The 24,270-nt window shown below is 42.1% G+C and carries 29 protein-coding genes and 2 pseudogenes; 28 read left to right on the top strand and 3 right to left on the bottom strand.

The features are described 5' to 3' along the window. Positions 1-6: 6 nt before the first annotated feature. Positions 7-1,392 (bottom strand): MDR family MFS transporter, encoded by a 1,386-nt coding sequence (locus tag UF75_RS11395; protein WP_045574721.1) that lies wholly within the window; start codon positions 1,390-1,392, stop codon positions 7-9. A 339-nt stretch (positions 1,393-1,731) separates the two neighbouring features. Between UF75_RS11395 and UF75_RS11390 the strand changes: the two genes are divergently transcribed. The 4 genes from UF75_RS11390 (at position 1,732) to UF75_RS11375 (ending at position 7,224) form a co-directional block, all read left to right on the top strand. Further along, positions 1,732-2,550, top strand: coding sequence for a hypothetical protein (locus UF75_RS11390; protein ID WP_045574720.1), 819 nt, complete (start codon positions 1,732-1,734; stop codon positions 2,548-2,550). A gap of 299 nt (positions 2,551-2,849) precedes the next feature. After that, a complete protein-coding gene (locus tag UF75_RS11385) occupies positions 2,850-5,495 on the top strand; it encodes a TetM/TetW/TetO/TetS family tetracycline resistance ribosomal protection protein (RefSeq protein ID WP_045574719.1) in 2,646 nt (881 codons plus the stop codon). A gap of 234 nt (positions 5,496-5,729) precedes the next feature. Further along, entirely contained in the window at positions 5,730-6,137 is a 408-nt protein-coding gene (locus tag UF75_RS11380) for a molybdenum cofactor biosynthesis protein MoaE (RefSeq protein ID WP_045574718.1), read from the top strand. A 52-nt stretch (positions 6,138-6,189) separates the two neighbouring features. Then, positions 6,190-7,224: a DUF4179 domain-containing protein gene (locus UF75_RS11375; protein WP_156146388.1), complete on the top strand. Its 1,035-nt coding sequence runs from the start codon at positions 6,190-6,192 to the stop codon at positions 7,222-7,224. Between the two features lie 59 nt (positions 7,225-7,283). On the opposite strand, the gene UF75_RS26250 is transcribed toward UF75_RS11375, so the two are convergent. Further along, on the bottom strand, positions 7,284-7,949 hold the full coding sequence (locus UF75_RS26250) for an XRE family transcriptional regulator (protein ID WP_052693182.1): 666 nt from the start codon (positions 7,947-7,949) through the stop codon (positions 7,284-7,286). A gap of 310 nt (positions 7,950-8,259) precedes the next feature. Between UF75_RS26250 and UF75_RS30045 the strand changes: the two genes are divergently transcribed. From UF75_RS30045 to UF75_RS11300, 19 genes and pseudogenes are all read left to right on the top strand, one after another. Continuing rightward, positions 8,260-8,361: a putative holin-like toxin gene (locus UF75_RS30045; protein ID WP_242860197.1), complete on the top strand. Its 102-nt coding sequence runs from the start codon at positions 8,260-8,262 to the stop codon at positions 8,359-8,361. A gap of 400 nt (positions 8,362-8,761) precedes the next feature. After that, entirely contained in the window at positions 8,762-9,007 is a 246-nt protein-coding gene (locus UF75_RS11365) for a helix-turn-helix transcriptional regulator (RefSeq protein WP_045574717.1), read from the top strand. A gap of 152 nt (positions 9,008-9,159) precedes the next feature. Further along, positions 9,160-10,122: a S8 family peptidase gene (locus tag UF75_RS11360; RefSeq protein ID WP_045574716.1), complete on the top strand. Its 963-nt coding sequence runs from the start codon at positions 9,160-9,162 to the stop codon at positions 10,120-10,122. A gap of 124 nt (positions 10,123-10,246) precedes the next feature. Beyond that, positions 10,247-10,531, top strand: coding sequence for a hypothetical protein (locus UF75_RS30040; RefSeq protein WP_045574715.1), 285 nt, complete (start codon positions 10,247-10,249; stop codon positions 10,529-10,531). Continuing rightward, on the top strand, positions 10,518-10,760 hold the full coding sequence (locus UF75_RS30035) for a hypothetical protein (RefSeq protein WP_045574714.1): 243 nt from the start codon (positions 10,518-10,520) through the stop codon (positions 10,758-10,760). Before UF75_RS30040 ends, UF75_RS30035 begins: the two co-directional genes overlap by 14 nt. 304 nt (positions 10,761-11,064) lie before the next feature. Beyond that, a complete protein-coding gene (locus UF75_RS11345) occupies positions 11,065-11,316 on the top strand; it encodes a TIGR03905 family TSCPD domain-containing protein (RefSeq protein WP_045574713.1) in 252 nt (83 codons plus the stop codon). A gap of 230 nt (positions 11,317-11,546) precedes the next feature. After that, positions 11,547-11,690, top strand: a pseudogene (locus UF75_RS28215) (Uma2 family endonuclease); the annotation flags it as partial. Between the two features lie 294 nt (positions 11,691-11,984). Next, on the top strand, positions 11,985-13,256 hold the full coding sequence (pepT, locus tag UF75_RS11340; RefSeq protein ID WP_045574712.1) for a peptidase T: 1,272 nt from the start codon (positions 11,985-11,987) through the stop codon (positions 13,254-13,256). Positions 13,257-13,390: 134 nt separating this feature from the next. Further along, positions 13,391-13,618, top strand: coding sequence for a hypothetical protein (locus UF75_RS30030; protein WP_045574711.1), 228 nt, complete (start codon positions 13,391-13,393; stop codon positions 13,616-13,618). Beyond that, the gene (locus tag UF75_RS11330) at positions 13,513-14,391 is read left to right on the top strand and encodes a sigma 54-interacting transcriptional regulator (protein ID WP_348983050.1); all 879 of its coding nucleotides are present in this window, start codon (positions 13,513-13,515) and stop codon (positions 14,389-14,391) included. Before UF75_RS30030 ends, UF75_RS11330 begins: the two co-directional genes overlap by 106 nt. Positions 14,392-14,577: 186 nt before the next feature. Beyond that, positions 14,578-14,877 carry an SDR family NAD(P)-dependent oxidoreductase gene (locus UF75_RS30715; RefSeq protein WP_197079379.1) on the top strand — a complete coding sequence of 100 codons (300 nt, stop codon included), beginning with the start codon at positions 14,578-14,580 and terminating at the stop codon, positions 14,875-14,877. Between the two features lie 8 nt (positions 14,878-14,885). Continuing rightward, on the top strand, positions 14,886-15,356 hold the full coding sequence (locus UF75_RS30710; protein ID WP_197079381.1) for an SDR family oxidoreductase: 471 nt from the start codon (positions 14,886-14,888) through the stop codon (positions 15,354-15,356). Positions 15,357-15,407: 51 nt separating this feature from the next. Next, the gene (locus UF75_RS11320; protein ID WP_045574710.1) at positions 15,408-15,632 is read left to right on the top strand and encodes a 2-dehydropantoate 2-reductase N-terminal domain-containing protein; all 225 of its coding nucleotides are present in this window, start codon (positions 15,408-15,410) and stop codon (positions 15,630-15,632) included. A gap of 93 nt (positions 15,633-15,725) precedes the next feature. Then, positions 15,726-16,667 (top strand): ABC transporter permease, encoded by a 942-nt coding sequence (locus UF75_RS11315; protein WP_045574709.1) that lies wholly within the window; start codon positions 15,726-15,728, stop codon positions 16,665-16,667. A 15-nt stretch (positions 16,668-16,682) separates the two neighbouring features. Continuing rightward, entirely contained in the window at positions 16,683-17,558 is an 876-nt protein-coding gene (locus UF75_RS26245) for an oligopeptide/dipeptide ABC transporter ATP-binding protein (RefSeq protein ID WP_052693178.1), read from the top strand. A gap of 22 nt (positions 17,559-17,580) precedes the next feature. Beyond that, on the top strand, positions 17,581-18,525 hold the full coding sequence (locus UF75_RS11305) for a M14 family metallopeptidase (RefSeq protein WP_045574708.1): 945 nt from the start codon (positions 17,581-17,583) through the stop codon (positions 18,523-18,525). 258 nt (positions 18,526-18,783) lie between these two features. Continuing rightward, positions 18,784-18,981: pseudogene (locus UF75_RS31025) on the top strand (hypothetical protein); the annotation flags it as partial. A gap of 456 nt (positions 18,982-19,437) precedes the next feature. Then, complete coding sequence (locus tag UF75_RS27080) at positions 19,438-19,557, top strand: type II toxin-antitoxin system HicA family toxin (protein ID WP_348983049.1); 120 nt, start codon at positions 19,438-19,440, stop codon at positions 19,555-19,557. A 117-nt stretch (positions 19,558-19,674) separates the two neighbouring features. After that, complete coding sequence (locus tag UF75_RS11300) at positions 19,675-20,067, top strand: type II toxin-antitoxin system HicB family antitoxin (protein WP_045574707.1); 393 nt, start codon at positions 19,675-19,677, stop codon at positions 20,065-20,067. 570 nt (positions 20,068-20,637) lie between these two features. Here UF75_RS11300 and UF75_RS11295 read toward each other — a convergent pair. Continuing rightward, positions 20,638-21,063 carry a GNAT family N-acetyltransferase gene (locus UF75_RS11295; RefSeq protein WP_282433795.1) on the bottom strand — a complete coding sequence of 142 codons (426 nt, stop codon included), beginning with the start codon at positions 21,061-21,063 and terminating at the stop codon, positions 20,638-20,640. Between the two features lie 164 nt (positions 21,064-21,227). Between UF75_RS11295 and UF75_RS11290 the strand changes: the two genes are divergently transcribed. The 5 genes from UF75_RS11290 to UF75_RS11270 all read left to right on the top strand — a co-directional run bounded on the left by UF75_RS11290 (position 21,228) and on the right by UF75_RS11270 (position 24,265). Then, positions 21,228-21,827: a TetR/AcrR family transcriptional regulator gene (locus UF75_RS11290; protein ID WP_045574706.1), complete on the top strand. Its 600-nt coding sequence runs from the start codon at positions 21,228-21,230 to the stop codon at positions 21,825-21,827. Positions 21,828-21,944: 117 nt separating this feature from the next. After that, positions 21,945-22,187 (top strand): PEP/pyruvate-binding domain-containing protein, encoded by a 243-nt coding sequence (locus tag UF75_RS11285; RefSeq protein WP_045574705.1) that lies wholly within the window; start codon positions 21,945-21,947, stop codon positions 22,185-22,187. A gap of 224 nt (positions 22,188-22,411) precedes the next feature. Next, on the top strand, positions 22,412-22,606 hold the full coding sequence (locus UF75_RS11280; RefSeq protein WP_045574704.1) for a helix-turn-helix transcriptional regulator: 195 nt from the start codon (positions 22,412-22,414) through the stop codon (positions 22,604-22,606). Between the two features lie 2 nt (positions 22,607-22,608). Next, positions 22,609-23,055, top strand: coding sequence for a DUF6773 family protein (locus tag UF75_RS11275; RefSeq protein WP_045574703.1), 447 nt, complete (start codon positions 22,609-22,611; stop codon positions 23,053-23,055). A 304-nt stretch (positions 23,056-23,359) separates the two neighbouring features. After that, positions 23,360-24,265 carry a DMT family transporter gene (locus UF75_RS11270; protein ID WP_045574702.1) on the top strand — a complete coding sequence of 302 codons (906 nt, stop codon included), beginning with the start codon at positions 23,360-23,362 and terminating at the stop codon, positions 24,263-24,265. The last annotated feature ends 5 nt before the right edge of the window (positions 24,266-24,270 follow it).

Genomic DNA, 24,270 nt, shown 5'->3' with positions numbered 1-24,270 from the left:
TTAATCTTAATCTGCTTTTTGCTGAGCCATTATACTGCGATGGGATGGTAATAAAATACTTATCAGCAAAGTCACTAAAGAAATGGCGAATACCAAGATAAAGACCACCTGTAAACCCTGGGCCATGCCTTTTTGATTCATTGTATTATTGAACACTGTGCCTAACACTGCAACCCCCATGGTTTGTCCAAGGGATCGCGAAAAGGTGTTGGAAGCTGTAGCCGCACCGCGTAAATTCCAACCGACGGCTGACTGCACCAAGACAGTTAACGGCGTAAAGGAACAACCCATGCCAAAGCCGATGACAATCATGATTCCTACGAAATACCAATATGGGGAGCCGGTATTGACAAGCAGCAACCAGGCTGAACCTGCCATAATCAGCACCGCACCGAATACTGCCGTGGTTTTGGATCCGATTTTGTACATAAACCGTCCAGCTAAAGTGGATGCCAGCGGCCAAGCGAAGGACATCGGCATCAGGGTTAGCCCCGAACTAGTGGCGCTATGGCCAAGCAAGGTCTGTATCCAAACTGGCAAATACACATTGACGCCGATCAAAACGCCGCTAGCCACAAAGCCCACTGCATTGGATACGGCAATGACCGGTATTTTAAAGAGGGATAAGGGGAGCATGGGTTCCTTCGCCTTATTCTCCACAAAAACAAAGGCCATTAAGAAAACAATTGCGACGATAAATAAGGAGATGATCTCAACTGAGTTCCAGGCATACAACTGTCCCCCACTGATCAACGCAAAGAGAAGTGAACCCATGGAAATGGTAAACAGCGCCGCTCCCCAATAATCAATGGTTTTCTTCGTTTTCTCAAGCTTCGTTTCGTGAAGAAAACTGAGCACTAAGAAAATGGCGACAATCCCAATCGGAACGTTGATATAAAAAATCCATCGCCACGAGATGTGATCGACAAACAGTCCTCCCACTAAAGGGCCGAGCAACCCGGCAACGCCCCAAACTGAGCTGAATACCCCCTGCATCTTGGCGCGCTCTTCCCCCGCATAGAGATCAGCGATAATTGTGAAGGTCAGCGGCAGCACAGCACCAGCGCCGAGGCCTTGAAAGCCACGAAACAAAACTAACTGATACATGGTCTGTGCCATACCGGACACCATGGAACCAATGACGAATAGCGAAATGCCGAAGATAAAAATGGACTTCCTGCCAAATAGGTCCGCGAGTTTACCATAAATCGGTGCGGTTACGGACGAGGTGAGCAGATAAATCGCGAAAACCCAACTAAGTAGGTTCAAGCCGCTCAATTGTTGCACAATGTGAGGCATAGCGGTAGTAACGATGGTCGTATCGATAGCAACCAGTAAAATCGAGACAAGCATCGCGATAGTGACCATTTTGCGCTGAGTCGTTTTCTCCATCAATCAATAATCCCCTTTAAATGTGGAGTATGATATGTAATTATTACCTTTCGAATTATACCACTGCTAAGTCTGTAACATAACCCATTGTTCAAGAAATATCCGAACTCAGGAATTTGCAGGGGCATTATTTTTCATCAGTATTTTATTACTTGGAAAGGAAATGCAGGAACGACGTGGAATAATTTCAAATTACTATATTTAAAAAGGCGGGTAAAACAGAGTGGAGTACATGCTAGAAATGCTTGAGAAGATCAATTAATGTGCAATCCCTTCTTTGATCGCTTGTGTAGTGTGACACCTTAAAGAGCTGATTGACAGCTACAAGGAGGTTTTGGAGTGGACCAATTAAGTAAAGCCAGAAGTCGGATCAAAAATGTGCTGAACTATCAGCGGCCGGCCTTTTGGGTATTAATCTTGGCGGTGGTGGCATGTCTTATGATCTCAGTTGGATTGATGGCCAATCCAAAAAATGCTGATCCCGATTTGTCCTTTCTAAACATCAATAATACCGCTAAAGTAGCGGTCCAGGAAGAAACCCTGATGATCAGAGAACATGGTCGCGGAGCCTCGATTATTTCTGGAAATGAGTTTGGACAATGGCTTTATAAAACGGCTGATGTCTTAACGGGTGATTATCAACGCTTTAGTCAAATTGATGGCTTTGCAGGAACTATGCAAGAGCTCTCTATGGTAGGAGAGGTTGACCGTAGGTTGCTTCTGGCCTATACACCTAATGAAGAAAGAGCAAATGCGGCCTTGATGCTCGTCAATCCTGAAACCATGAAAATTGAGAAGATACTTGAGGTCGGTGAAAATTTTGCAGCGACAGATGTAAGTCTGAGCGGAGAGAGGATTGTGATCCGGCTAAAAGATAAACTAACTACCTTTAAGACAACCCTTGAGCCCTCAGAAGTGGTTTCCTTGCCCAGCACAATCATAGAGAAAATGAACAGGGAACCCCACTATAATGCTAAAGGTAATCCGGATATTTTCTTTGGTGGTTACGACGTATCTAGTGATAGGTTGAGATATGTTTATGCCGATGAATCAGGCGTGAAGCTGTTTGACGCTACAGATAACAGTGAAAAGCTACTTTCCCAAACAGTACCGATTACCGGTAGCGAATTGCTGAATAATTCCTTTCACTCGGCCTAATCTCCATCAAAGCTGCCGAAACGCATATCCTAGGCGTCTTGGCTGATGGGCGCATCGTGTTTTGGTATAGCCTTAATCCCAGTGAAAAGGGAATATGCATAACCAAGAAGTAGAACTTTGAGTAGCGACATCTCATGAGCGCATTGAGGCAATTTCTCTTAGTGATATAATTAGAGTTAACAATTCTCGAATTGTATAAAATGTAATCATGTTTAGTAAAGCTAAACGTTGTTATTTGAGAGCATATAACTTGTAAACCTACACTTTAAAACATAGAACAGAGGGATTTGAAATAGATTATGCAAAAATTAGTCCTTGGAATATTAGCACATGTGGATGCGGGCAAGACGACATTATCAGAGGGTCTGCTTTATCTGAGCGGTAAAATTGGCCGATTGGGAAGGGTGGACAAAAAGGATGCTTATTTAGATACCTATGAGCTAGAAAGAGCAAGAGGTATCACTATTTTCTCCAAGCAGGCTTTGTTCGAAATAGGTGAGACTCAGATTACCTTACTAGATACCCCGGGACACGTGGATTTTTCGGCTGAAATGGAGAGAACACTTCAGGTGCTGGATTATGCCATTTTAGTGATAAGCGGTGCGGATGGGGTGCAGGGGCATACCAAAACATTATGGCGACTGCTTGACATGTATCAGATACCTGTTTTTTTATTTGTCAATAAAATGGATCAGAGCGGGACGGATAAGGACAAGTTAATGAAAGAATTGAAAAAGCAGCTGGATGATGGGTCTATTGAATTTGGACAAGTTGAGACGGACGATTTCTACGACCAGCTGGCCATGCGTGAAGAAATAATGATGGAAACCTTTCTGGAAACGGGAGATATTGAAACTTCGCAGATTAAGAGAGCTGTCACGGAGCGCAGAGTTTTTCCGTGCTTTTTTGGTTCCGCTTTAAAACTAGAGGGCGTTGAGCCATTGATGCAGGGTATTGTGAAGTATGCCCTGATACCTGCCTACCCAGCTGAATTCGGGGCTAAACTATTCAAAATAGCAAGAGATGAGCAGGGGAACCGTCTTACCTACATGAAGCTGACAGGCGGAAAACTTAAGGTGAAAGATGTCTTAACGAATAGTATCTGGGAAGAGAAAGTTAATCAAATTCGTATCTATTCCGGACAGAAATTCGAGGCAGTGAATGAGATCGGGGCGGGTTCTGTATGCGCAGTAACAGGGCTCAGCCAAACCAGACCGGGAGACGGTTTAGGGTTAGAGCAAGCTTCAGATCCACCAGTTTTGGAACCCGTGCTGTCCTATCAGATTATTCTGCCGGAAGGCTGTGACCCAAGAGTGATGCTTCCCAAGCTGCGTCAGATAGAAGAAGAGGAGCCGGAACTTCATATTGCCTGGGATGAGCAGTTGCAGGAAATTCAGGCACAGATTATGGGAGAGGTGCAGATTGAAATTCTGCAGAGTCTTATCCAAAGCCGTTTTGGCGTTGAAGTGGCCTTCGATGCAGGAAGGATTGTCTATAAGGAGACTATTGTTAATGTAGTCGAAGGAGTAGGGCACTTTGAACCATTGCGGCATTATGCAGAGGTCCACCTGTTACTCACGCCGGGCGAGCCGGGAAGTGGTCTTCAGTTTGAGGCGGAATGCAGTGAGGATGTGTTGGGTAAAAGCTGGCAAAGACTTATTTTATCCCATCTGGAAGAAAAAGCCCATAAAGGAGTTCTCACAGGGTCAGGAATTACAGATCTGAAAATCACGTTAGTTTCTGGTCGAGCACACAATAAGCATACTGAAGGCGGTGACTTCAGAGAGGCGGCCTACCGTGCAGTGCGTCAGGGCTTAAAGGAGGCCAAGTCCATATTGTTGGAGCCGTTTTATGCCTTTCAACTGGAACTGCCTGTGAAAATGGTAGGCAGAGCTATGACTGACATTGAGAAAATGCAGGGCACATGCGAACTATCACAGACCAATGGCGAGATGGCGGTTCTTGTGGGGAGCGCCCCCGTTATTACCCTGAGAAATTATCAGAAAGAGGTAGTTGCCTATAGCAAAGGGCTTGGCAGGCTGTTTTGCAGCCTGAAAGGGTACGCACCATGCCATAATGGGTCAGAGGTTATAGAAAGTATCGGCTATGATCCAGAAAGAGACACAGAAAACCCGACTGGTTCTGTGTTTTGTGCCCATGGGGCGGGCTTTTTGGTGGATTGGGATGCAGTAAAGGACTACATGCATGTTGAAAGCTATCTTCAGAAAAAAGACGATTTATCGGGAGAAACAGCCCAAATCCAGGCCTCATATACTGAAGAGAAGTGGATCAGTTTAGATGAGATTGACCAAATCATCAACAGCACCTTCTATGCGAACCAAGGGAAGAAGTCTGCCTGGAAAAGACGCAAAACAGCCCTCGAAAGTTATTATGAACCTGTCCCCTCTGTCAACAGACAGAAGGAAACCCAAGAAGAGTATCTCCTGGTGGACGGCTATAATATTATCCATGCCTGGCCTGAGCTGAAAGAGCTTGTCGATGACAATATGGACGGCGCCAGGATGAAATTGCTGGATACTCTAAGTAATTATCAGGGGATTCGAAAATGTCAGATTATCATTGTGTTTGATGCTTACCGTGTTCAGGGGCATTTGGAGGAAGTAATCGACTACCATACTATCCATATGGTATATACCAGGGAGGCACAAACGGCGGACCAGTATATTGAAAAATTTGCCCATGATCATCAGAAAAACTATAATATCACCGTTGCAACGTCAGACGGTTTACAGCAGCTTATTATCAGGGGTGCAGGGTGTGCCTTATTATCCGCCAGAGAACTGAAGGTTGAGATCGAGGGGGCTAATGAAAGAATCAATCATGAATATCAGGAAATTCAGGGAAGAGACCGTAATTATCTAATAGATGCCTTGTCTCCAGAAGCAAAACAGCAGCTGGAAGAATTGATTAAGAAAAGAAAATGATCAGTATTAAACCAGACAGAATAATTTCGAGAACCCAATGATGTCGAGTATTCTATACGAGGTTGAGCCAAAGAAGGGAAAGTGTATTCACATGAAGAAGATAAGAAAAGGGTATTAAATAAATGAGAATCTACTGGTCTGAACCGGCCATTTTTGACTGTGAAGGCATAAAAGAATTCATACAGCGTGATTCAGAAACTATGCTTTAGAATTTTAATGGGAGTGTATTAGTTTATGATTAATGAAAAAACGAAAAAACTATCGCCATCAATGGATGAATGGCTCAAAGAAGCAAAAACTGACCCGGCCGCTTTACAGGAAGGGATGTTTTTAGTTCATAATGGTGTTGTGCGCCAAACGCCTAAAGCCAAGGTACGACAAGGGATTGATGACGGTTCAATCGTAACGGGAATGGAATTTGCTTATGATGCGGCAAAGGTTGATACGGCGATTGCTGAAACCTATAAGATGGATGGTATTTTCTATGTCAGGGTTTGGCTTAATGAAGGCCATCTTGAACTTGGCGACGACATAATGTATGTACTGATAGGCGGCGACATCAGACCACATGTTGTTGATGCGCTGCAATTTCTGGTTGAAACGATCAAAAGCAAATGTGTTACCGAAATCGAACAAAAATAGTAACAACGTACTAACAACGTACTAAAGCATAGAGGGTTGATAATTAAGTGACATTGGCAAAGGACAATCGATCGGAAAGAGTGTTAGTTTTGATAACGGAGTCTCATTAACCGTGGATTATGTCATGTTAGATGAAAATCAACTTTTATTGTTTTATACTGTTAACGATCCTTCGGGGCACGTCGATGAAGACAATATCTCACCAATTATGTCGCTAAAAGCTTTTTGGGGAGACTACCACTTTCAGAATTCGCAGGGAACGATGAATGAAGAAAAAACAGAAATGAAGTATCTCTCCAGCTTCGAGTCACCTATGCCGTTTGAAAAAAACTTAACTTTAAAATTCTCCCTAAGACAGCAAGCTGCCGAGATCAGCTTTACCTTAAACAGAAATACTGTGATGGGGCACACTTTAAAAAAGACTCTCAATAAAACGATCGAAGTGGATAATACCTCAATAACCATTGATTCGATTCTTGCTTCCCCTACAAAAACAGTGATCAATGGTTCGATGCAAACCATTTTTGAATTGGCTAAAGGGCAACTCAGTGGAGAGAGATTTCGATCGGCAGACCTTACGCTAAAGCTCATTGCGAATGGAAAAGAAGTTCCGCAACAAGGAGGTGGCACTAGCTCGGGTATGAAAGGAATCACGTTTCATAGAGATTATGATCCGTTGCCCCAAGATTTAGAGAATCTCCAACTGGAACTGGTGAGGTTTGTAGCTGAGCACGACGTGAATCAACAGTTTAGGTTAAACAAAACTAGCGATGGAGAGAAGCAGAGTCTTAATATTCTAGGGCAAATGGTAGAGATCACTAAAATCGAAACGTCTCAGGGAGAGACACATATAACCATTAGCAGTGAAGAAAGCCTAATATTAAGTCGGGTTTATCTAATCATGGATGGAAAGAAAGTTTCTCTAGAACAAACCATTATGGATAAGTCTGATAAACTGCACGATGGTACGATCATTCATACAAGAACACTACGTTTCTTGGGTACTGGAGATGAGTTGGAACTAGACGTCCAAAGAATGACTTATTCAAAAAGCAACCACGAAATGCTAGAGATTCCAATTGATTAAGCACTAAGATGATGACATGAAAATGGATGTGTGACGGCCTTGTTACCCTGCATGATATCTCAGCCCTTAGCTATTTCTTCATGACTTTCTGGTCTGAAGTGGCCCATATAAACTCCGAGTACTCGCACTTGATTTGGCAGAACTTCAATCACTTTATGCTTGCTATTTCCAGGCATTAACTTTATTAGAGGTGATCCTTCCGACCATTTTATACGCTTTAGGGTTCCCTCTTTGTCATTGTTGATGAGTGCGGCCACGATTTGACCATTATAATCTGCCCACTGCGCATAACGCATGAAGACAATATCGCCAGACTCGATACCGGCATCGGCCATGCTGTCATACTTCACCTTCAAAGCATAATCTGGTTGACGACTATCAAGGAATGGATAATGGATATAGCCCTCAACATTCTGCTCAGCTAGTAATCCTTCGCCAGCAAAGATCCTGTCGATAAGGGGGATAGACTTATATGACTGAGCTTTCTTAAATGATGAATTTATGTCAGACTTTAAGACATTTAATGAGTCGGCAATCTTTTGTAGATTACCAGGGGGAATCAATGTTTTTCCATTCACGTAGTCTGATATTGTGCTTGTTGGTAATTCAGTTTTATTGCTTAGATCGGTTTGACTAACACCTTTAAGATGTAGGATCCGTTTGAGGTTGCCAGAAATGTCCGCGATCATGCCAAGCTCAACCTCAGTATACTTGCTACGTGCCACATAATTCCCTCCAAAGTCAAAAATATTCTATTCCGAGTATATCCGATTTTACCAATAATAAATAGTAGGTCAGATTAAAAAATATAGGTTGACTTTCCGATTAAATCGGATTAATATTAAGACAAACTAGTTGAAGCAGAGGTTCAGGATTACATGGCGAGTAGCAAGGGTGCAAGCCACCCCTTATGGACGACTTTATTTTCCGGAAAAATGACTAACGGAAATATAACCGTATATATTGTAATAGAACTAAATATTGTGTTTTGCGGGTATGCAACCAATTTCTCTCTGAAGGGAGGAACTGGGGCTCATGAAAACATATGAAACGCTGATGATTGCGATCGGATCCTGTTCATTACTAGTAAGTTTACTAGTTTTAATCGTGGAGGTGATAAAAGCAATTAGTAGATAAAATATTTTTCTTGACAGGTAAAAAGTAGCCAGCGTCAAACCGAGCTACTTCTCACCAACCGGTAAGGTTGCCTTGCCCGCACAGATAAGGATATTTCCTTATCTTTTTTTGCTTGCAATATCAAAATTATGTTGCCTTTTTTATTGGTATTACAAAATTAAAAATAATAATAGTAATAGTCATGAGATTCAATTCCCATCACTCGTGGAAATCATTTATTAGGCGAAATTCCTGCTAGTACACATTAGTGCTACTATACCGATTGTCCAAAAAATAATTAGTTTTTAGTTTACAATGTTTTAACGATTTCGACAATCGAATTGGTATATGCTGGAATTGTCCGAATGAATTGCACAATTTGGGACTAAAGTCCTACTGGTACGAGCGAGGGGATGAAATTATGCAATTTACCATGCGCGCTGTTAGAGTTTCCTGCGGGTATACGGAAGATGAGGTTGCCAGATATTGTGGAGTATCAACTGAGACGATAAATGAATTGGAGATTGATTCTGGTCAGATAGATTATAATTTATTATCGAAACTTATTAATCTTTATGGAGTCACCCTAGATCTTATCTACCTGGGGTCTGAAACTGACTGCCGTCAAAAGCACAGGAATGATGAAGCATTCGACGTTGGCCTTTGACAAACGGGGGCATTACAATTCGTTATCGGAAGTCTAGCCAAAGTAGATATGCACTCTCTAAATTGGCTGTGGATTGCCAAGAATAAGTCGATGCGGAACGCTACTATTTAGTTCAGGAGTTTTTAAATAAAATGATTTTGAGGTGAAGAAAGATGAGTCATAACTATTTAAAAGAATCAAACAATAATGAAGTAAAATTAATTCCTTATGAAGTATTATCGATTGCTTGCGAGGTTACTTTTACTGAAATACCTGCCGGTGTGAAACTTGTTAACGCCCCAACAGCATGGGATAAGAGTGAAAAGGGTAAGGACATTGTAGTTGCTGTATTAGATACAGGATGCCAAACCGATCATGTAGATTTAAAAGATCGTATTATTGGCGGACGCAATTTTACTACAGATTATAATAGTGATCCTAATAACTTTTCTGATAATGTGGGGCATGGTACTCATGTAGCAGGTACAATTGCGGCATCAGAAAACAATATAGGGGTTTTAGGAGTGGCACCATTAGCTAAGCTACTCATTATAAAAGTTCTTGCAGGTAATGGATCGGGGGCATATGAGTGGATTATTAATGGGATTAATTATGCGGTAAACTGGAGAGGTCCCGGTGGAGAAAAAGCACGAGTAATCTCAATGTCTTTAGGAGGACCTCAAGATGTTCCAGAACTACACCAGGCTGTAAAAAATGCAGTGAATAACGGTATATTAGTCGTTTGTGCAGCTGGTAATGGTGGAGATTGTAGCCCCCAAACAGATGAATTAGATTATCCAGGAGCATATCAAGAAGTTGTAGAAGTTGGTGCAGTTGATTTAAATAAAAAAATAGCTTGTTTCAGTAATTCAAATAAGAATGTAGATTTGGTTGCACCAGGAGATGGAATTTTGTCAACTTATATAGGTGGAGGATATGCAACATTGAGAGGAACTTCAATGGCAACTCCACACGTTTCGGGAGGATCTGCATTAATTATTAAACAATGTGAAAAAGAATTCGAAAGAACATTATCGGAAAATGAAATTTATGCTCAATTAATGAAGAGAACAAATGCACTTGGTAATCCAAAATGCTTGGAAGGAAATGGTTTGTTAGATTTAGCAAAAGACTAAAAAGGTCCAATTATGGTTTAATAACTACTCCTTTAACTTTACGGAGTGAGGTGAGAGGGGAACCATCCCCCTCTCTAATTAATTGTCTACCCTTGGATTTCCCGATGATAGGCGGGGCAAAAAAATGGAATACCTAAGCGGAGTTGTCGAGAGAATTACCTTCGAAAATGCAGAGAATGGCTTTAGTGTCATCAAGATAAAAACCAAGGGGTTTACGGACCTGGTAACAGTTGTGGGAAGCTTGGCCGCGGTAAATGTTGGATCCATCATTCGAATTAAAGGGGAATGGAAGATGGACAGCAAGTTCGGCAAGCAGTTTGCGGCGCAGGATTATAGAGAAACCTTGCCGGCCACGGTTACAGGTATTCAAAAATACTTGGGTAGCGGACTGGATTGTGTATGTCCTTAACGAACTTTCCAACGATGGACACTGTTATGGCACCCGGGAACAGCTTCTGGAAGAGTCGGAAAAAATCCTTGAGATTGAGAAATCACGGGTTGACTCAATGCTGGATCGGATGATCGAGGAAAAGGCCGTCATGCCCGATGGTGAGGATGCTATCTTTCTGCTGCCCTTTTACCACAGCGAACTGGGCATCGCCAACCGAATGAAGGCGATTCCTAAAAAGTATTACTAATATTGTAAGTAATACCTTCAGATAAGTAAATTTTTACCAGTTGGCGCTAAGCTCAAAAGGAGAGCCGTTGCCGGGGTTCGTGATGAAGAACCCATTTTCCTTTAAACGGATACCTTCGTTGGCAAGGAGTTGCTTTTGAATAGCTTCCATTAAAGATCTAAAGAAGTTTTATGTCAAATTTGGATTCTCTTTAAATACCCAGTATAATGGAAAGCAAATTGTTAGCTTGCTCATTGGAATGCGAGAGGAGTGCAATAGCAAGGAGCTTTTTTATTTCTAACTATTGAAAAAGGGGTTTATTTAGATGGGTAATATAATTAAACATATTCCCGTAGGAGTATGTTCAAAGGAAATTAGCTTTTATATCATTGATGGCAAGCTTAAGAATGTAGAGTTTGTAAAGGGCTGTCCTGGAAATGCTCAGGGCGTATCGAGACTTGTGGAAGGAATGGATGCAGTAGATGTCGTGAAACGATTAAAAGGAATCAAGTGTCAGAAGGGAACATCCTGTCCAGACCAACTGGCTTTAGCAATAGAAAATTCTTTAAAAGGATAGTTCAACAGTTCCACCGGTATCGTACCGTAACGCGGAGAAAAGATTGATTGAAAAGACTCGAGTTGGCAATTCTATAGCGGATGATGGGATATTCATAGAGAACTTGTCAATAGCAAGATTTATTGAACTGAGGAAAAAATAATCAAAGATATGTTATAATATGGGAAATGGTTTGGCGATCAAAGGAAGGCCATGATTATATCGAAAATTAAGAAAGGGCGGATCATGTGATGTCCTTACCAGAAGAAAATAAAAAACATACCTACGCTGATTATATAACTTGGCCGGAAAATGAACGATGGGAAATAATTGATGGAGTGCCTTATATGCAGTCTGCTCCAAAATGGCAACATCAAAGCATATCTAGTGAGCTTCAGGGTGGTCAATGAAATAGTCGATTGACATGATACAGTATCCTAAACATAATACATGAAGCACGTTGAGTGGAACAATCAACGTGCTTCATATATTATACCCGCCTAAAAAGAGAAGAATTTCTGCATCAAGTATGTTTTTGGTAAAATAAAGCGAAATGCAGAAAAGTATTATATAATTCGTTCTAAAGAGGTAATTTCGATTGCATCACTGCATTATTCTAGGATTACAGATTGCTAATTATTTTGTCAACTTACCACACAGAACTAATTTAATCCAGGAGGGTTTCATCCATGACAAGCGTCATCAATCGTTTCTTAAGATATGTAAAATACGACACTCAATCGGATGGAGAATCGACATCTACACCAAGTACCTCTTGCCAACTGGTCTTGGCCAGGGATTTAGTCGAAGAATTGAAGGAACTCGGCTTAAAGGATGTATCCCTTGATCAATATGGTCATATCTATGCCACTCTACCGTCAAATCTGGAAAACGCTGTTCCCGCACTTGGCTTTATCGCCCATTTAGATACAAGTCCAGACATATCCGGACGGGACGTGAATCCCAGGCTGATCGAGAACTATTCTGGCGGAAACATTCTCTTAAATGAAGAACAAAATATTGTACTTAACTTTGAGGATTTTCCGGAACTCGAACAATATATTGGGAAGAGCCTTATTACAACGGATGGTACGACCTTATTGGGTGCCGACGATAAAGCTGGTGTTGCAGAAATCATGGCTGCGCTGGAGCATCTTACTTCACACCCGGAAATTCCGCACGGTAAGATTTGCATCGGTTTTACACCAGATGAAGAGATTGGCCGAGGAGCAGACCACTTCGATGTGGAAGGATTTGGGGCAGATCTTGCGTATACTGTGGATGGAGGCCCACTGGGCGAATTGGAATTTGAGAACTTTAACGCAGCCAAAGCAGTTGTGACGATTCATGGAAGAAATGTTCATCCTGGACGATCTAAAGGAAAAATGATTAACTCAATGTTGTTAGCAAGTGAATTTATCTCCCTTTTTCCTCCTCAAGAAACTCCGGCCAATACGAGCGGCTACGAAGGGTTTTACCACTTGAATGGTATTCTTGGCAATGTTGAAGAAACTGTCCTTCTATATATCATTCGAGATTTTGACCGCGAATCGTTTGCTAAACGCAAAGAAACAATGCTTAGCCTCATTGAAGGGCTTAACCAGAAATACGGTGCCGCTATTTTTACGATTGAACTGACAGATCAGTACAAAAACATGAGGGAAAAGATTGAGCCATTTATGTATATGGTAGACATAGCAAGGCAAGCCATGTGGGACGTGGGAGTAACTCCGGATATTGAACCGATTCGGGGTGGCACAGATGGGGCGAGACTTTCCTATATGGGTTTACCCACACCTAACTTTTTTGCGGGAGGGCACAATTGTCACAGTAGATACGAGTTTATTCCTACCTCAGCTTTGGAAAAAGGCGTAGAGGTGATCCTGAGGATTATTGAGTTGTATATTAAAAAGTATTCTGGATATTCCATTGACACTGGCAATAAACACGAATACAATTAAGCAAATTTCAGGCAATTTATAGAGCAATGGGGCTCAAAAAAATACTTTAGAGTGTTTTATTGAGTCCCATTTTATGTTATGAGAGTAGGTTCTGTACAGATGGACCCGGACTGCTAATTGGTGGAGGCTAGAGGATGGAAAAGATAAACGGAATTATCATTATTGCCTTAGGGAGGAACACACTGGATAGTATCTTGGCCCAATTAGAAGAAGTTTGTGGCAGCCAATTTGACTTTGAAGGATATATCCTGTCCGAATCATCTCTTTTTGCTATGAAATTCGACCCAGAATCCCTCCTGGATTATTTGAACAGGCTCACGGAGGAACAATTTTTCTCGATGAAATTGGGGATGCATCCCTAACCATGCAGAATCGCTTATTACGTGTCTTACAGGAACGTGAAGTAATGCGTGTCGGAGGAGACGAAGTGATCCCTGTGGATGTCCGTGTCATTGCGGCTACGAATCGGAATCTTGAAGAGATGATCCGCCAAGGAATATTTAGAGCGGATTTGTACTACAGGTTGAAGGTCTTAGTGATCAGAGTCCCACCTCTAAGAGAACGAATTGCAGATCTGGATCGCCTGCTTGCCTATTTTCTGAGCAAATATGGGAAAGGGCAGCTAAGTGTAAGTTCTGCGGCCATGGAGGTCTTGCGTACCTATTCGTGGCCTGGAAATGTACGTGAACTGGAGAATATGGTGGAATATCTTGTGCACATCGAAGCTCACGAAGTACTGCCTCAACATTTACCTATCATGGAGTTCTCGAATCAACTTGCTATAGCGAAACCAACCACCATTTACTTGAACATGGATAAGCAGGTTGAGGACGTGCTGGAAGAAATCAAAAAGCAAGGATACTCTGGGGATTGTCGTGCGGTTTTACTAGCTTACGCCTATCTATGTTCAAACAATCGTGCGGGTCGGCGACAAATTCAGGAGGCTCTAGTTGGAAGAGGAGTTTTCCTCTCCGAACAACAATTGAGACACCGAATGAATTTGTTAGCGCAATGGGGTCTGTTGACGATTCGTGGAGGACGCAGTGGTTCATCTCTCACACAGTTAGGGGAAGCTACGGCAAGGCATCTAAAGAGTGAAGAGAGTTGCTTAAAAGAACCCATTAAACCCTATTAAACAACCAATTAATAAAAATTGGTTGTTTTTTTACAATTTCCCAAGTTAAAAGGGCTTGGTGTATTTTAAAACGTGATAAATTCCTGGCATTAGTTTTGCATAGTTAGCTGATATACAACAATTCCCGAATATTTGACCTAGTGTTTAACAAACTTTATCACTCGAATTGTAAGGAGGTTCTGAATTGTGGATTTTGTTGGGAAGGTTTGTATCGTCACCGGAGCGGCCCATGGTTTCGGGCGAGCAATATGTTCGGAATTAGCAAGGCGGGGCGCGCAAGTCTATGGCTGGGATGTTATCGCCAATGAACTTGAAGAGACTAAGGTTCTTGGTCAAAAAGTAGCCGACAAGGGTGGACAAGTACAGGTAAGAGTGGTTGATATAACCGCGGAAGAACAAGTTCAAACTGCAACGCAGGAAGTTTTTCAAGGTGAGGGTCGGCTCGATGTCCTTATTAACAATGCCGGAGGGTCGTCGGGCAGGTAAATAAACCGATTGAAGAAGTAACTGAAGGGGAATGGGAGGCTATTTATGCCGTCAATCTTAAAGCAGTTTTTTATACCATTAAGGCAGCAGCCCCGATTATGAAAGAACAGCGCTATGGTAGGGTTGTTAATGTTTCCAGCGGAGCCGGGCGTAGTTTTAGTCTGACAGGAATTCAGGCTTATGCCTCCTCTAAAGCCGGACAGATTGGCTTCACTCGACAAATGGCTAGGGAGCTGGGAGCCTACGGGATTACCGTTAATAATGTAGCGCCGGGTTTTGTGCGTTCCAATTCGTCCCCAGAAAAACAGTGGAACGCCATGGGCGAGGGGAAGCAAGAAGTGCTATTGGAGGGCATATCTCTTCATCGTCTGGGGACCTCGGAGGAGATTGCTTATCCGGTCTTGTTTTTTGCTTCCGACTACGCGAGTTATATAAGTGGTCAAATCATCAGTGTCGACGGCGGTCATCATATGTTCTAAATAGATCGCTTAAGGGACAGGTCTAATTTGTCTAGTTACGGAGGGGAATGGATGAACGAGAAATTAGTGAAACAGGAGATCACGGTGGTCGGTACGGGCGCCATCGGTGGTGTTTTGGCCGCCTACTTAGCTAGAAATGGGGAACGCGAGACCTGTGTCGATGTGGCAGAAGAGCATGTTTTAACGATGAACCCTGTAGCAATGAATAAAAATATTACAGGATTTGTCCAAACACCCTTAGGAAACTATCGGTTTGAAAATCTCGACAAGAAATAGGTTTAATTAGGAGGAGGGGATATTCCTCTTCTCCTACTCTATTCATTCAGGAAGTTCAAGAGGCGTGCTTTAGAAAAAAGGCAGGTGCAATTAATGGGACAACTGAGTTATATTTTAAAACGCATATTGCAAATTATTCCTGTGCTGATTGTTGTTACAATCCTGATTTTTTTCATGATCCGATTAATTCCGGGAGATCCGGCAACCGTGATCCTCGGAGACAAAGCCACCCCGGATCTCATCGTGGAAATAAACAAACGATTAGGTCTTGATAAACCTTTATACGTGCAATATTTCCTCTTTCTCAAGGCACTTGTACGCTTAGATCTGGGAAATTCTATTTTGTATGTCGTGCCTGTCAGCCAATTGCTTGGCAAGCGGATGGTCGTAACCCTCAGCTTGACTCTCTTATCTGCTCTCTTCGCGGTGATTGTAAGTTTTCCCCTTGGCTATATTGCTGGGTTTCATAAAGATAAATTACCCGATCAAATCATCAGGACAGGTAGTCTAGTCGCTTTAAGTATGCCGGCATTTTGGGTTGGAATGTTATTGTTACTGGGGTTTGGGCTAAAACTCCATTGGTTTCCAGTGGGCGGCTGGGGTGAAACATGGCCAGAACACCTTCGAAGTCTTGTCCTCCCTGCAATTACCCAATCTCTCTTAACAGCGGCACTGCTGGTAAAAAACTTACGCAATAACGTTGTGGATGTCATGCGCATGGATTACGTGGATTTCGCTCGCAGCAAAGGTTTGAGTGAAAGGACTGTTATATCTCGTCATGTCATCAGAAATGCACTCATCTCGACTGTAACCTTATTGGCCATGCAAATGGCATACATGTTGGGAGGAAGTGTGATTATCGAAACCGTTTTTGCCCTTCCCGGCGTAGGTTCGTTAATGGTTCAGGCCATTTTTAGCAGAGATTATGCGGTTGTCCAAGCCGTCGTTTTCCTTTTTGCTGCCTTAGTTTTATTGATTAATTTATTGACCGATGTTTCATATTCATTCCTTGACCCTAGAGTTAAGCTGGAGTAAGAAGGAGGCACTGAAATGACTACAACAGAAATCCCTGTTGAACAAAAGGACCTTAGCAATAGTTCTTCTCTCGCAGTGCCTCTACTGAAGAAGAAGATTCCATTTTGGCGACGGAGTGCGGCTCTAAACGGAGGAATTATCATCATCGCACTGGTGGTGCTCTTTGCACTTTTTCCAACGTTTGTTGCGCATTTTAGCCCCAATGCTCAAAATTCGGATACTATGTTAGCGAGCCCGTCCTGGAGTCATCCTTTCGGCACAGATAATTTTGGACGGGATGTCCTTTCGAGGGTGGCCTGGGGAACACGTATCGACTTAACCATAGGATTGCTGGCGACCGCCGTTCCCATCATAATGGGGAGTTTGCTTGGCCTACTGGCAGGCTATTATGGAGGCTGGATCGATACAGTTTTAATGAGAATTCTGGATATTGTGATGGCTTTTCCCTTTATTGTCTTGATAATTTCAGCTTTAGACGTCTCGATTCAGGCTCAAGTCATTAATCTTTTGGGTGAGTTACAGCGATCCCTAAACCTTACGCTTCTATTTATATCGCATGATCTAAGGGTTGTTCGTCATGTTGCACATCGGGTAGCAGTCATGTATCTGGGCAAAATCGTGGAACTGGCTCCCACGGAAGAATTATTCTTGAAGGGTTATCATCCTTATTCTCAAATTCTAATCAAAGCAGCGCCGATCCTAGATCCCCGTGCACGAACAAGAGAATATGCGATTGAGGGGGAGCCACCAAGTCCGATTAATGTGCCAAAAGGTTGCCGTTTCCACCCTCGTTGTCCCTATGCAGGGGAAGTTTGTCGCACTGAAGAACCAGATCTTTGCGCTACTGAAAATGGTCGGTATGTTGCTTGCCACTTTCCATTAATGGGCTGATATAGCTGGAGGAGGAATAAGTATGTCTAGTGATTTTAAAGCGGGTCAACTTATAGCCCCGCCAGGATCAAAGGTGCAGGGTACTCTCAGAGTGGAAAATAGTGATTTGGAATTGCCAGTTACCTTGATTAATGGAGAAACCTCTGGTAAAACCGTCATCATTACTGCGGGGACCCATGGCGGAGAGTACCCGAGTGTGGAAACAGCAATACGTCTGGCTAATCAGTTAGACCCCCAAAATGTGTCGGGGAGAATTGCCATTGTTCATGTGGCGAATGTGCCCGCTTTTCACGCCAAGATGCAATATGTTGGCCCGGATGACGGAAAAAATTTCAACCGTGTCTTTCCCGGAAAAGCCTTGGGAACAACCAGTGAGAAAATCGCTTATACCATTACCACCGAACTTTATGCACAAGCAGATTTTCAAATGGACTTACATGGCGGCGATCTTCACGAGGCTTTAGTACCCTTTGTTTTATATCCGTCCGGAGTTCAAGAGGAGATCGAGAGTGTGTCTAAAGAGGCAGCCAGCCTGATGGGAATTCGTTATGTAGTCGGCTCATTGTCAACGAATGGGACTTACGGGTCAGCCACGACCCTGGGATTACCAGGCTTCTTAGCAGAAATCGGTCAATGTGGATTGTGGAACGAAGAGGAAGTAACTAGTTATCTAAGAGGGATCCAAAATGTACTCAAGTATCTTAAGGTGTTACCGGGTGAAGTTGAAGACTATGGCGCAATAACCTATCTGCCTAAAATGGCTGGGGTCAATGCTGACCATGCGGGATGTTGGTATCCTGCCGTTCGTTTGGAGGAGAGGGTTAGTAAAGGACAAAAGCTTGGCGAAATTCGTGATTATTTTGCTAAGATACTGAGTGAATATTTTGCCCCCCAAGATGGAGTCGTATTATATGTAGTAACCTCCCTTGCGATCAATGTTGGGGATCCACTGGTCGTAGTTGGGTAAGCGTTCGTTGAGAAGACGAAGGTGAAGAGCTATTCAAATATGTTGAGATTGTCAGAAACTCTAATGAAATCTCAAAAAGGTAAAGAAAGTGACGTTGGATATGAAAATAGTAGTAGTAGAGAAGGCGTTCCCGTCGGGAACGTCTTCTCTAAAGGACTTTCATCTTTGCTAAAGCCAATATTCCTAGGGGGTGTTCAAGAGAGTTTTAGTTGAGCGGATAACCAATAAAAGGAGCGAACCTAAGGGAATCTTAGGCTTCACAGGCGCTGGATCGACTTTGCTCCGGAAAGTGAAACCTTAAAAATAGCGATCGAAATTGACGGGGAAACCTACCACAATCCCAATAAGGTTTCCTCTAACAAATATTACGACGATCTCACCAAGCAAAATAGCCTGATCTATCAAAACTGGAAGGTTTACCGCTGGGTTTACAATCAGTTGAAGCACCACCCTGAAAATCTCGTGATCACACTTTAACAATGGATAGAATCCTTTGGCCAAGTTACGTTTATAAAACTTAGTTTCTTAGAATGCACCACACCGGAACAGGCGTCCGCATAGCCTCGGCCCGTAAATACAAGGAGTACGTACTCGGATTATACAGTCCCACGGCGGTGATCATCCGCGAACTGGAAAAACTGCGCAAACTCTTGGAGAAACAAGGCATCTATCCCCTTACCCGGAATTCTGGATGGAGAGGGAGTCGCGGGACGCAAAAGGTCCTAAATACGTTATTCAACGACTTATAGCCAGTCGAGAAATAACTCTTTATTACTGGTCATGATCCTGGAGTGAAAGAACCTTTGAAAAGAATGAAGAATGTATGCGTATTTTTGCGGAGAAAAACTTATAATAAGTCCTTTTAATACGTAAAATACGTAGTATAATTATATTGGAAGGTAGGTGAAACAAATGAAAAAACGGGACTTAGTAATAAAGCTCGAATCCGCTGGGTGGTATCTCAAACGCCATGGAGGCGAACATGACATATACAAACATGACAAGCCCACCGGAGAAAGAAGCACAGTATAAGTCCCAAAACACCGGGAGATCAATGAAGTAACAGCACAACAAATTCTAAAAGATGCGGGGCTGAAAGAAGTCCCCCCATCTAAGGGGTTTAATATAGATAGCAAAGGAGGTTAAATAATGATCTACGTTTTTCCTGCGATTTTCACACCCGTCGAAAAAGGATACGCCATACGCTTTCCTGATTTGCCCGGAACCAATAGTCAAGGCAAAGATCTTGCGAACGCCATTTATATGTCCCGTGATGCTTTAGCGACATGGCTAGACTATCTAATAGATGAAGGTGAAGATATTCCCAATCCGTCGATGACGAACAATGTCTCTTTGGATGACGGACAGTTTGTCACAATGATTGACGTTGACATGACCGCATATCGCCGTCATAAAAATTCTAAGGCTGTAAAGAAAACGCTATCCATTCCATCCTGGCTTAATGAAGAAGCAGAAGCTCATAATGTCAATTTCTCATCCATTCTCCAAGAAGCCTTAAAGGAACACTTAGGAATCCAATAAGCTAAAAATAATAATTTGCTGTTTTATTTAAGGCCGTCCTGTGAGGGACGCCTTAATTTTTTACCGCCTATTGCAATGCAATGATTATGCTCTGGCCGGAAAAGGAGTTATTTGAAGGCCTGAACGATCTGGAAAACCTACGGTCTACTCTGTACCCGAAAAGAGATTCTTTGCAGGAAAGTCCGCAAGAAGAAACGGCACATCAGTTGAAAGTAGCAGCAGCAATTTATTTTTTTTGATAAAAATGTTGTATGTTGGGCAATGCAAAGGAATGCAAAGGGGACGTTTGGAATGCAAAGGGGACGTTTTGTTTGCCATCCAAGCTATAGCAAACAAAAAAATACAATTGAATTATTTGTCTGGGCTTGAGTAGTACCAGAGCCATAATGCTGCATACTTAATGTAGAAAAAAGCAGTTATTAGCAGGACATAACACAAAAATGAAGAATTCTAGCTATAGCCGAACGTTATGATAAGTTTGAAAAGTGGACGGTGGGACGAAAGAATCGATGAATACTGGCTTAGCGCTATTGTTAAGAAAAAAGTCATTATTGGTCGTAGATGACAATTCTATACTGAAAGCCGATAATAAGGGATATAAAGTGTCGATGTAAATCCTAGCTTGTGAGCTAACTGGTATGATGCAATATTTTCCATGCGACACGCCCAAATAGGTTCCAAACCATTTTCTATACAATAATTAATCAGAACTGAGCAAACATATAAAGCAAACCCTTTTCCTCGATACTTTTCTAAGGTCTCAATACCAATTTCTAATAGGTTCTCAAACCTACACGACGAAAAAGCTGTAGAAGCTACTACTCCATCATAAATCAGGCTAAATCCTATGCCTGTATCCTGGAATTGATCTTCGTTCCGCCAAAAATATTTGGGAATTACACTTCCCGGCATAGTTTTTAACATTTCATTAGTCGTACGTACTACTTCGTATTCTTGTCTATCTAATTGTCGCTTAATGTTCTTATATTCACTTATATTAAAAATGAAATTGACCCTATCTTTTGAGGCTGTAAATCAGGAACGAAACCTAAAAAGGAAATTGCTCGGGCGTGGTGATAAAACATTTGTAAAACAGGAAATTTTACAGTATACTTTAAATAGAGCGAGCGCTCTGTTTAATAAACGATAGGAGTAGGTATATGAGTAAACGCAGAGACGGAGGAGAGCAAACCAAAAACTTTATAGTTGCCAAAGCCCATGCCTTGTTTTCCGAGAAGGGATACGCTGCCACCTCCATGGATGATATCTGTGACGCTACAGGGCGTAGCATAGGCAACATCTACTATCATTTCAAAAGCAAAGAAGACTTGTTTCTTTACATTCTAGAGCAAAACCTCACGGAAGGTTGGGAGAGATGGGGGAAAATATCTTCTCAATATGAATCCGCTACCGAGAAACTTTATGCATTTGCCGACGATGTTGTTGACGGTCCCCAAAGACCGCTGCTCTCAGTTGTAGGGGAGTTTTATAAAAAGGTGGGAGCGGATACTGAAGTCGGTCAAAGATTAATGACCCTTATGTACAAAAACTTCGAACCTTTCGTGAAACTCGTTTCAGAGGGAATCACCAGGGGCGAGTTCAAAAATGAGAATCCACAGGAATTGGCCGCAATTATCTTCAGCTTGTATGCGGGATTAGATCATCAATCCAAATTCATGGAGAAGGAAACCAAGAAGGTCCTTTTCCGCAAAGGGACTACCTTATTTTTACAGGGTATAAGTACCCGGAACGACATATAATCTTTTTTCTGATTTCTAAACCGAACGGCGTTCTAACGCCGGACAGATAAAAATTAAGTGGAAGGTGGCATGAAACTTACATCCATTCAAGAGTAAATTTTACGGGGGAGGATGTTTATGGAAAAGAGTCATGGCGCATTTTTCATTTGGCCCGAGGCTTTTCAAGCCGGGGTGGAGGCAGCCGGGGGGAAGGGGTGGAATCTGGGAAGGCTCGAACGGTATGGGTTCAGGGTACCCAGTGGAGGAGTCCTTGCGGCCGTGTCATACCAGAGTTTTATTAAAGAAAACAACCTGCTTGAAGACACCGGGAAAATTACCCAAAGTGTAACCATCAGTAACATTGGAGAGAAGCCCTTTTAAAGGGAACCCATTTTTGGGTTCCCTTTAAATTCGAGGATTTTCTAGGACCGGTCCTATCTTTGAAATTATGAGACAGGGGGCTAAATTTCAAAACGCCAATAGCTGGTTAAAAAAGAGCCGCTTGAATAACGGGTTAATGTAAGCTGGCCTTTTGGCGTATGCAATATATAGTTTACATAATGCACATTATAGTATATAGTATGCAATATAAGGAGGGGCGCTGTTTGAAAAATCTAAAATTGAAATCAGCAAGAGCTATTTTGGATATGTCTCAAGAGCATTTGGCAGAAGCAGTCGGCGTAACAAGACAGACAATCGGAATGATTGAAGCTGGAAAATTTAATCCATCATTACAGTTGTGTGTCGCTATATGCAAAGCGTTAGGTAAAACATTAGACGAAATTTTTTGGGAGGGGTAATCATGAAAGATGAAAGAATTGAACAGGCCAAGCTGAAAATAAGAAGTGAAATGGCAATTATTATTTTATATGGCGTAGCTGTATCATTTTTAGTGAAAACTTTGGTGTTTAAAATGAGTTTACAGGAAAGTATTATTGAGTATTTAATTTTGATACTTTTCCCGCTCTATCAGTTTATAAGAATGCATATGCTGAAGGTAAGTATTTACAGCGAGCAAGGAAAAAAGTCATCTATCAAGTACCTATTTGTAGCAATTGGAGTCCTAGTGGTTGCATCAATAGTTCTAATTTTTAATTCGATCAAGACATCAGCAGTGTATGACTGGCATAGTCCAGTAATTTTCCTATTCATATTTATAGTCTTATTTGTAGCCATTTTTCTTCTTACCAATAAGTTCAATTATTACAGAGGTCATAAGTACGAAAAAGAATTTGATGACGATAAATAAAGTAGGATCTCGTTGGCATATTGACGGGAACGCACTTTATAACCAGGCGGTCCAACCATTCTTGAACGTCGAGGGTAACTGAGTATATGTTCTCCTCAGCAAAGTGTTTTTTTATGTTCCAATTGTAAAAAGGATCAGATCGTCAATCCTCTAATGCCAAATCTTTCACACTATGAAAATTTGATAGCACTTCCTATAAAGGAAGGAGAAACAGGAAATTCGGCGAAAAAAGAAGTGAACGTTATTATAGCCAGAAGCATAAAAAACTGTAAAACTTGAATCTAATAGAGTAGATGGGAGATAAATGAGTAAATATCGAGCTTGGCTGTTACTTGTTGCAACCACTTTATTTTGGGCGGGGAACTATGTGTTTGGCAAGTTTGTAATCATAGAGATGACACCGCTTTGGATTACCTTCTCTCGTTGGCTGTTAGCCTTACTTTTATTAATTCCGATCGCTTGCTTTCTTGAGAAACCGAAATGGAAGATGGTAAAAAAGGCATGGATCCCGTTAATAAGTATGGGAGTATTGGGAAGCGTCGGTTACAACCTGGTTCTTTATTCAGCCCTTGCGTACACTTCGCCTACGAATGCCGCGTTAGTTAGCGCCTTAAATCCTGCTGTCATTGTATTGTTTTCTGTCTTTTTACTCCATGAAAGAATAACATGGCTTCAAACTTCAGGGATTGTTCTTTCTCTGATAGGAGCTTTCGTGCTCATAACACAAGGCAATTTTGGACAGTTACTTCAACATGAGTATAACAAGGGAGATGTATTCATGTTAGGGGCTGTGGTAATATGGACTCTATACTCAATTATTGGAAGGCGCCTTATAAGCGTTCCCCCTATCACTGCTACGGCAGTATCCGCTGTGTTTGCAACGTTACTCTTGGCCCCGTTTGCTATCGCGCAGGGGATCGATGTGACAAAGATCAGCCCCTTAACAATGACTGGGATTCTTTACATCGCAATTTTTCCGTCTGTGTTTTCATTTATTTTCTGGAATATGTCCATTCGAGCAATTGGAATCAGCCAAGCGGGGATATTTCTGAATCTAATCCCTGTCTTTACTGCCATTATTAGCTGGATTTTGGGAGAAAGAACTACGGGAACTCAGGTCCTTGGCGGATCGCTCGTCTTCCTGGGAGTATATCTAACATCAGGAATGTTAAATCATAGATTTGCGGTCCTATTCTCGAAGCACAAGTGATTAGT

Origin of the sequence: Desulfosporosinus sp. I2, assembly GCF_000960765.1 — a bacterium.
Lineage (GTDB): Bacteria > Bacillota > Desulfitobacteriia > Desulfitobacteriales > Desulfitobacteriaceae > Desulfosporosinus.
Note: the sequence above shows the minus strand (reverse complement) of the source record. Positions and strands in the feature narration are given on the sequence as shown.

Bases quoted from the DNA above. Each gene is read 5' to 3' on its own strand.
- UF75_RS11395 (WP_045574721.1), bottom strand. From the start codon at position 1,392: ATGGAGAAAACGACTCAGCGCAAAATGGTCACTATCGCGATGCTTGTC.
- UF75_RS11385 (WP_045574719.1), top strand. From the start codon at position 2,850: ATGCAAAAATTAGTCCTTGGAATATTAGCACATGTGGATGCGGGCAAG.
- UF75_RS11380 (WP_045574718.1), top strand. From the start codon at position 5,730: ATGATTAATGAAAAAACGAAAAAACTATCGCCATCAATGGATGAATGG.
- UF75_RS30045 (WP_242860197.1), top strand. From the start codon at position 8,260: ATGAAAACATATGAAACGCTGATGATTGCGATCGGATCCTGTTCATTA.
- UF75_RS11365 (WP_045574717.1), top strand. From the start codon at position 8,762: ATGCAATTTACCATGCGCGCTGTTAGAGTTTCCTGCGGGTATACGGAA.
- UF75_RS11360 (WP_045574716.1), top strand. From the start codon at position 9,160: ATGAGTCATAACTATTTAAAAGAATCAAACAATAATGAAGTAAAATTA.
- UF75_RS30040 (WP_045574715.1), top strand. From the start codon at position 10,247: ATGGAATACCTAAGCGGAGTTGTCGAGAGAATTACCTTCGAAAATGCA.
- UF75_RS11345 (WP_045574713.1), top strand. From the start codon at position 11,065: ATGGGTAATATAATTAAACATATTCCCGTAGGAGTATGTTCAAAGGAA.
- pepT (WP_045574712.1), top strand. From the start codon at position 11,985: ATGACAAGCGTCATCAATCGTTTCTTAAGATATGTAAAATACGACACT.
- UF75_RS30030 (WP_045574711.1), top strand. From the start codon at position 13,391: ATGGAAAAGATAAACGGAATTATCATTATTGCCTTAGGGAGGAACACA.
- UF75_RS11320 (WP_045574710.1), top strand. From the start codon at position 15,408: ATGAACGAGAAATTAGTGAAACAGGAGATCACGGTGGTCGGTACGGGC.
- UF75_RS11315 (WP_045574709.1), top strand. From the start codon at position 15,726: ATGGGACAACTGAGTTATATTTTAAAACGCATATTGCAAATTATTCCT.
- UF75_RS26245 (WP_052693178.1), top strand. From the start codon at position 16,683: ATGACTACAACAGAAATCCCTGTTGAACAAAAGGACCTTAGCAATAGT.
- UF75_RS11305 (WP_045574708.1), top strand. From the start codon at position 17,581: ATGTCTAGTGATTTTAAAGCGGGTCAACTTATAGCCCCGCCAGGATCA.
- UF75_RS27080 (WP_348983049.1), top strand. From the start codon at position 19,438: ATGAAAAAACGGGACTTAGTAATAAAGCTCGAATCCGCTGGGTGGTAT.
- UF75_RS11300 (WP_045574707.1), top strand. From the start codon at position 19,675: ATGATCTACGTTTTTCCTGCGATTTTCACACCCGTCGAAAAAGGATAC.
- UF75_RS11290 (WP_045574706.1), top strand. From the start codon at position 21,228: ATGAGTAAACGCAGAGACGGAGGAGAGCAAACCAAAAACTTTATAGTT.
- UF75_RS11285 (WP_045574705.1), top strand. From the start codon at position 21,945: ATGGAAAAGAGTCATGGCGCATTTTTCATTTGGCCCGAGGCTTTTCAA.
- UF75_RS11275 (WP_045574703.1), top strand. From the start codon at position 22,609: ATGAAAGATGAAAGAATTGAACAGGCCAAGCTGAAAATAAGAAGTGAA.
- UF75_RS11270 (WP_045574702.1), top strand. From the start codon at position 23,360: ATGAGTAAATATCGAGCTTGGCTGTTACTTGTTGCAACCACTTTATTT.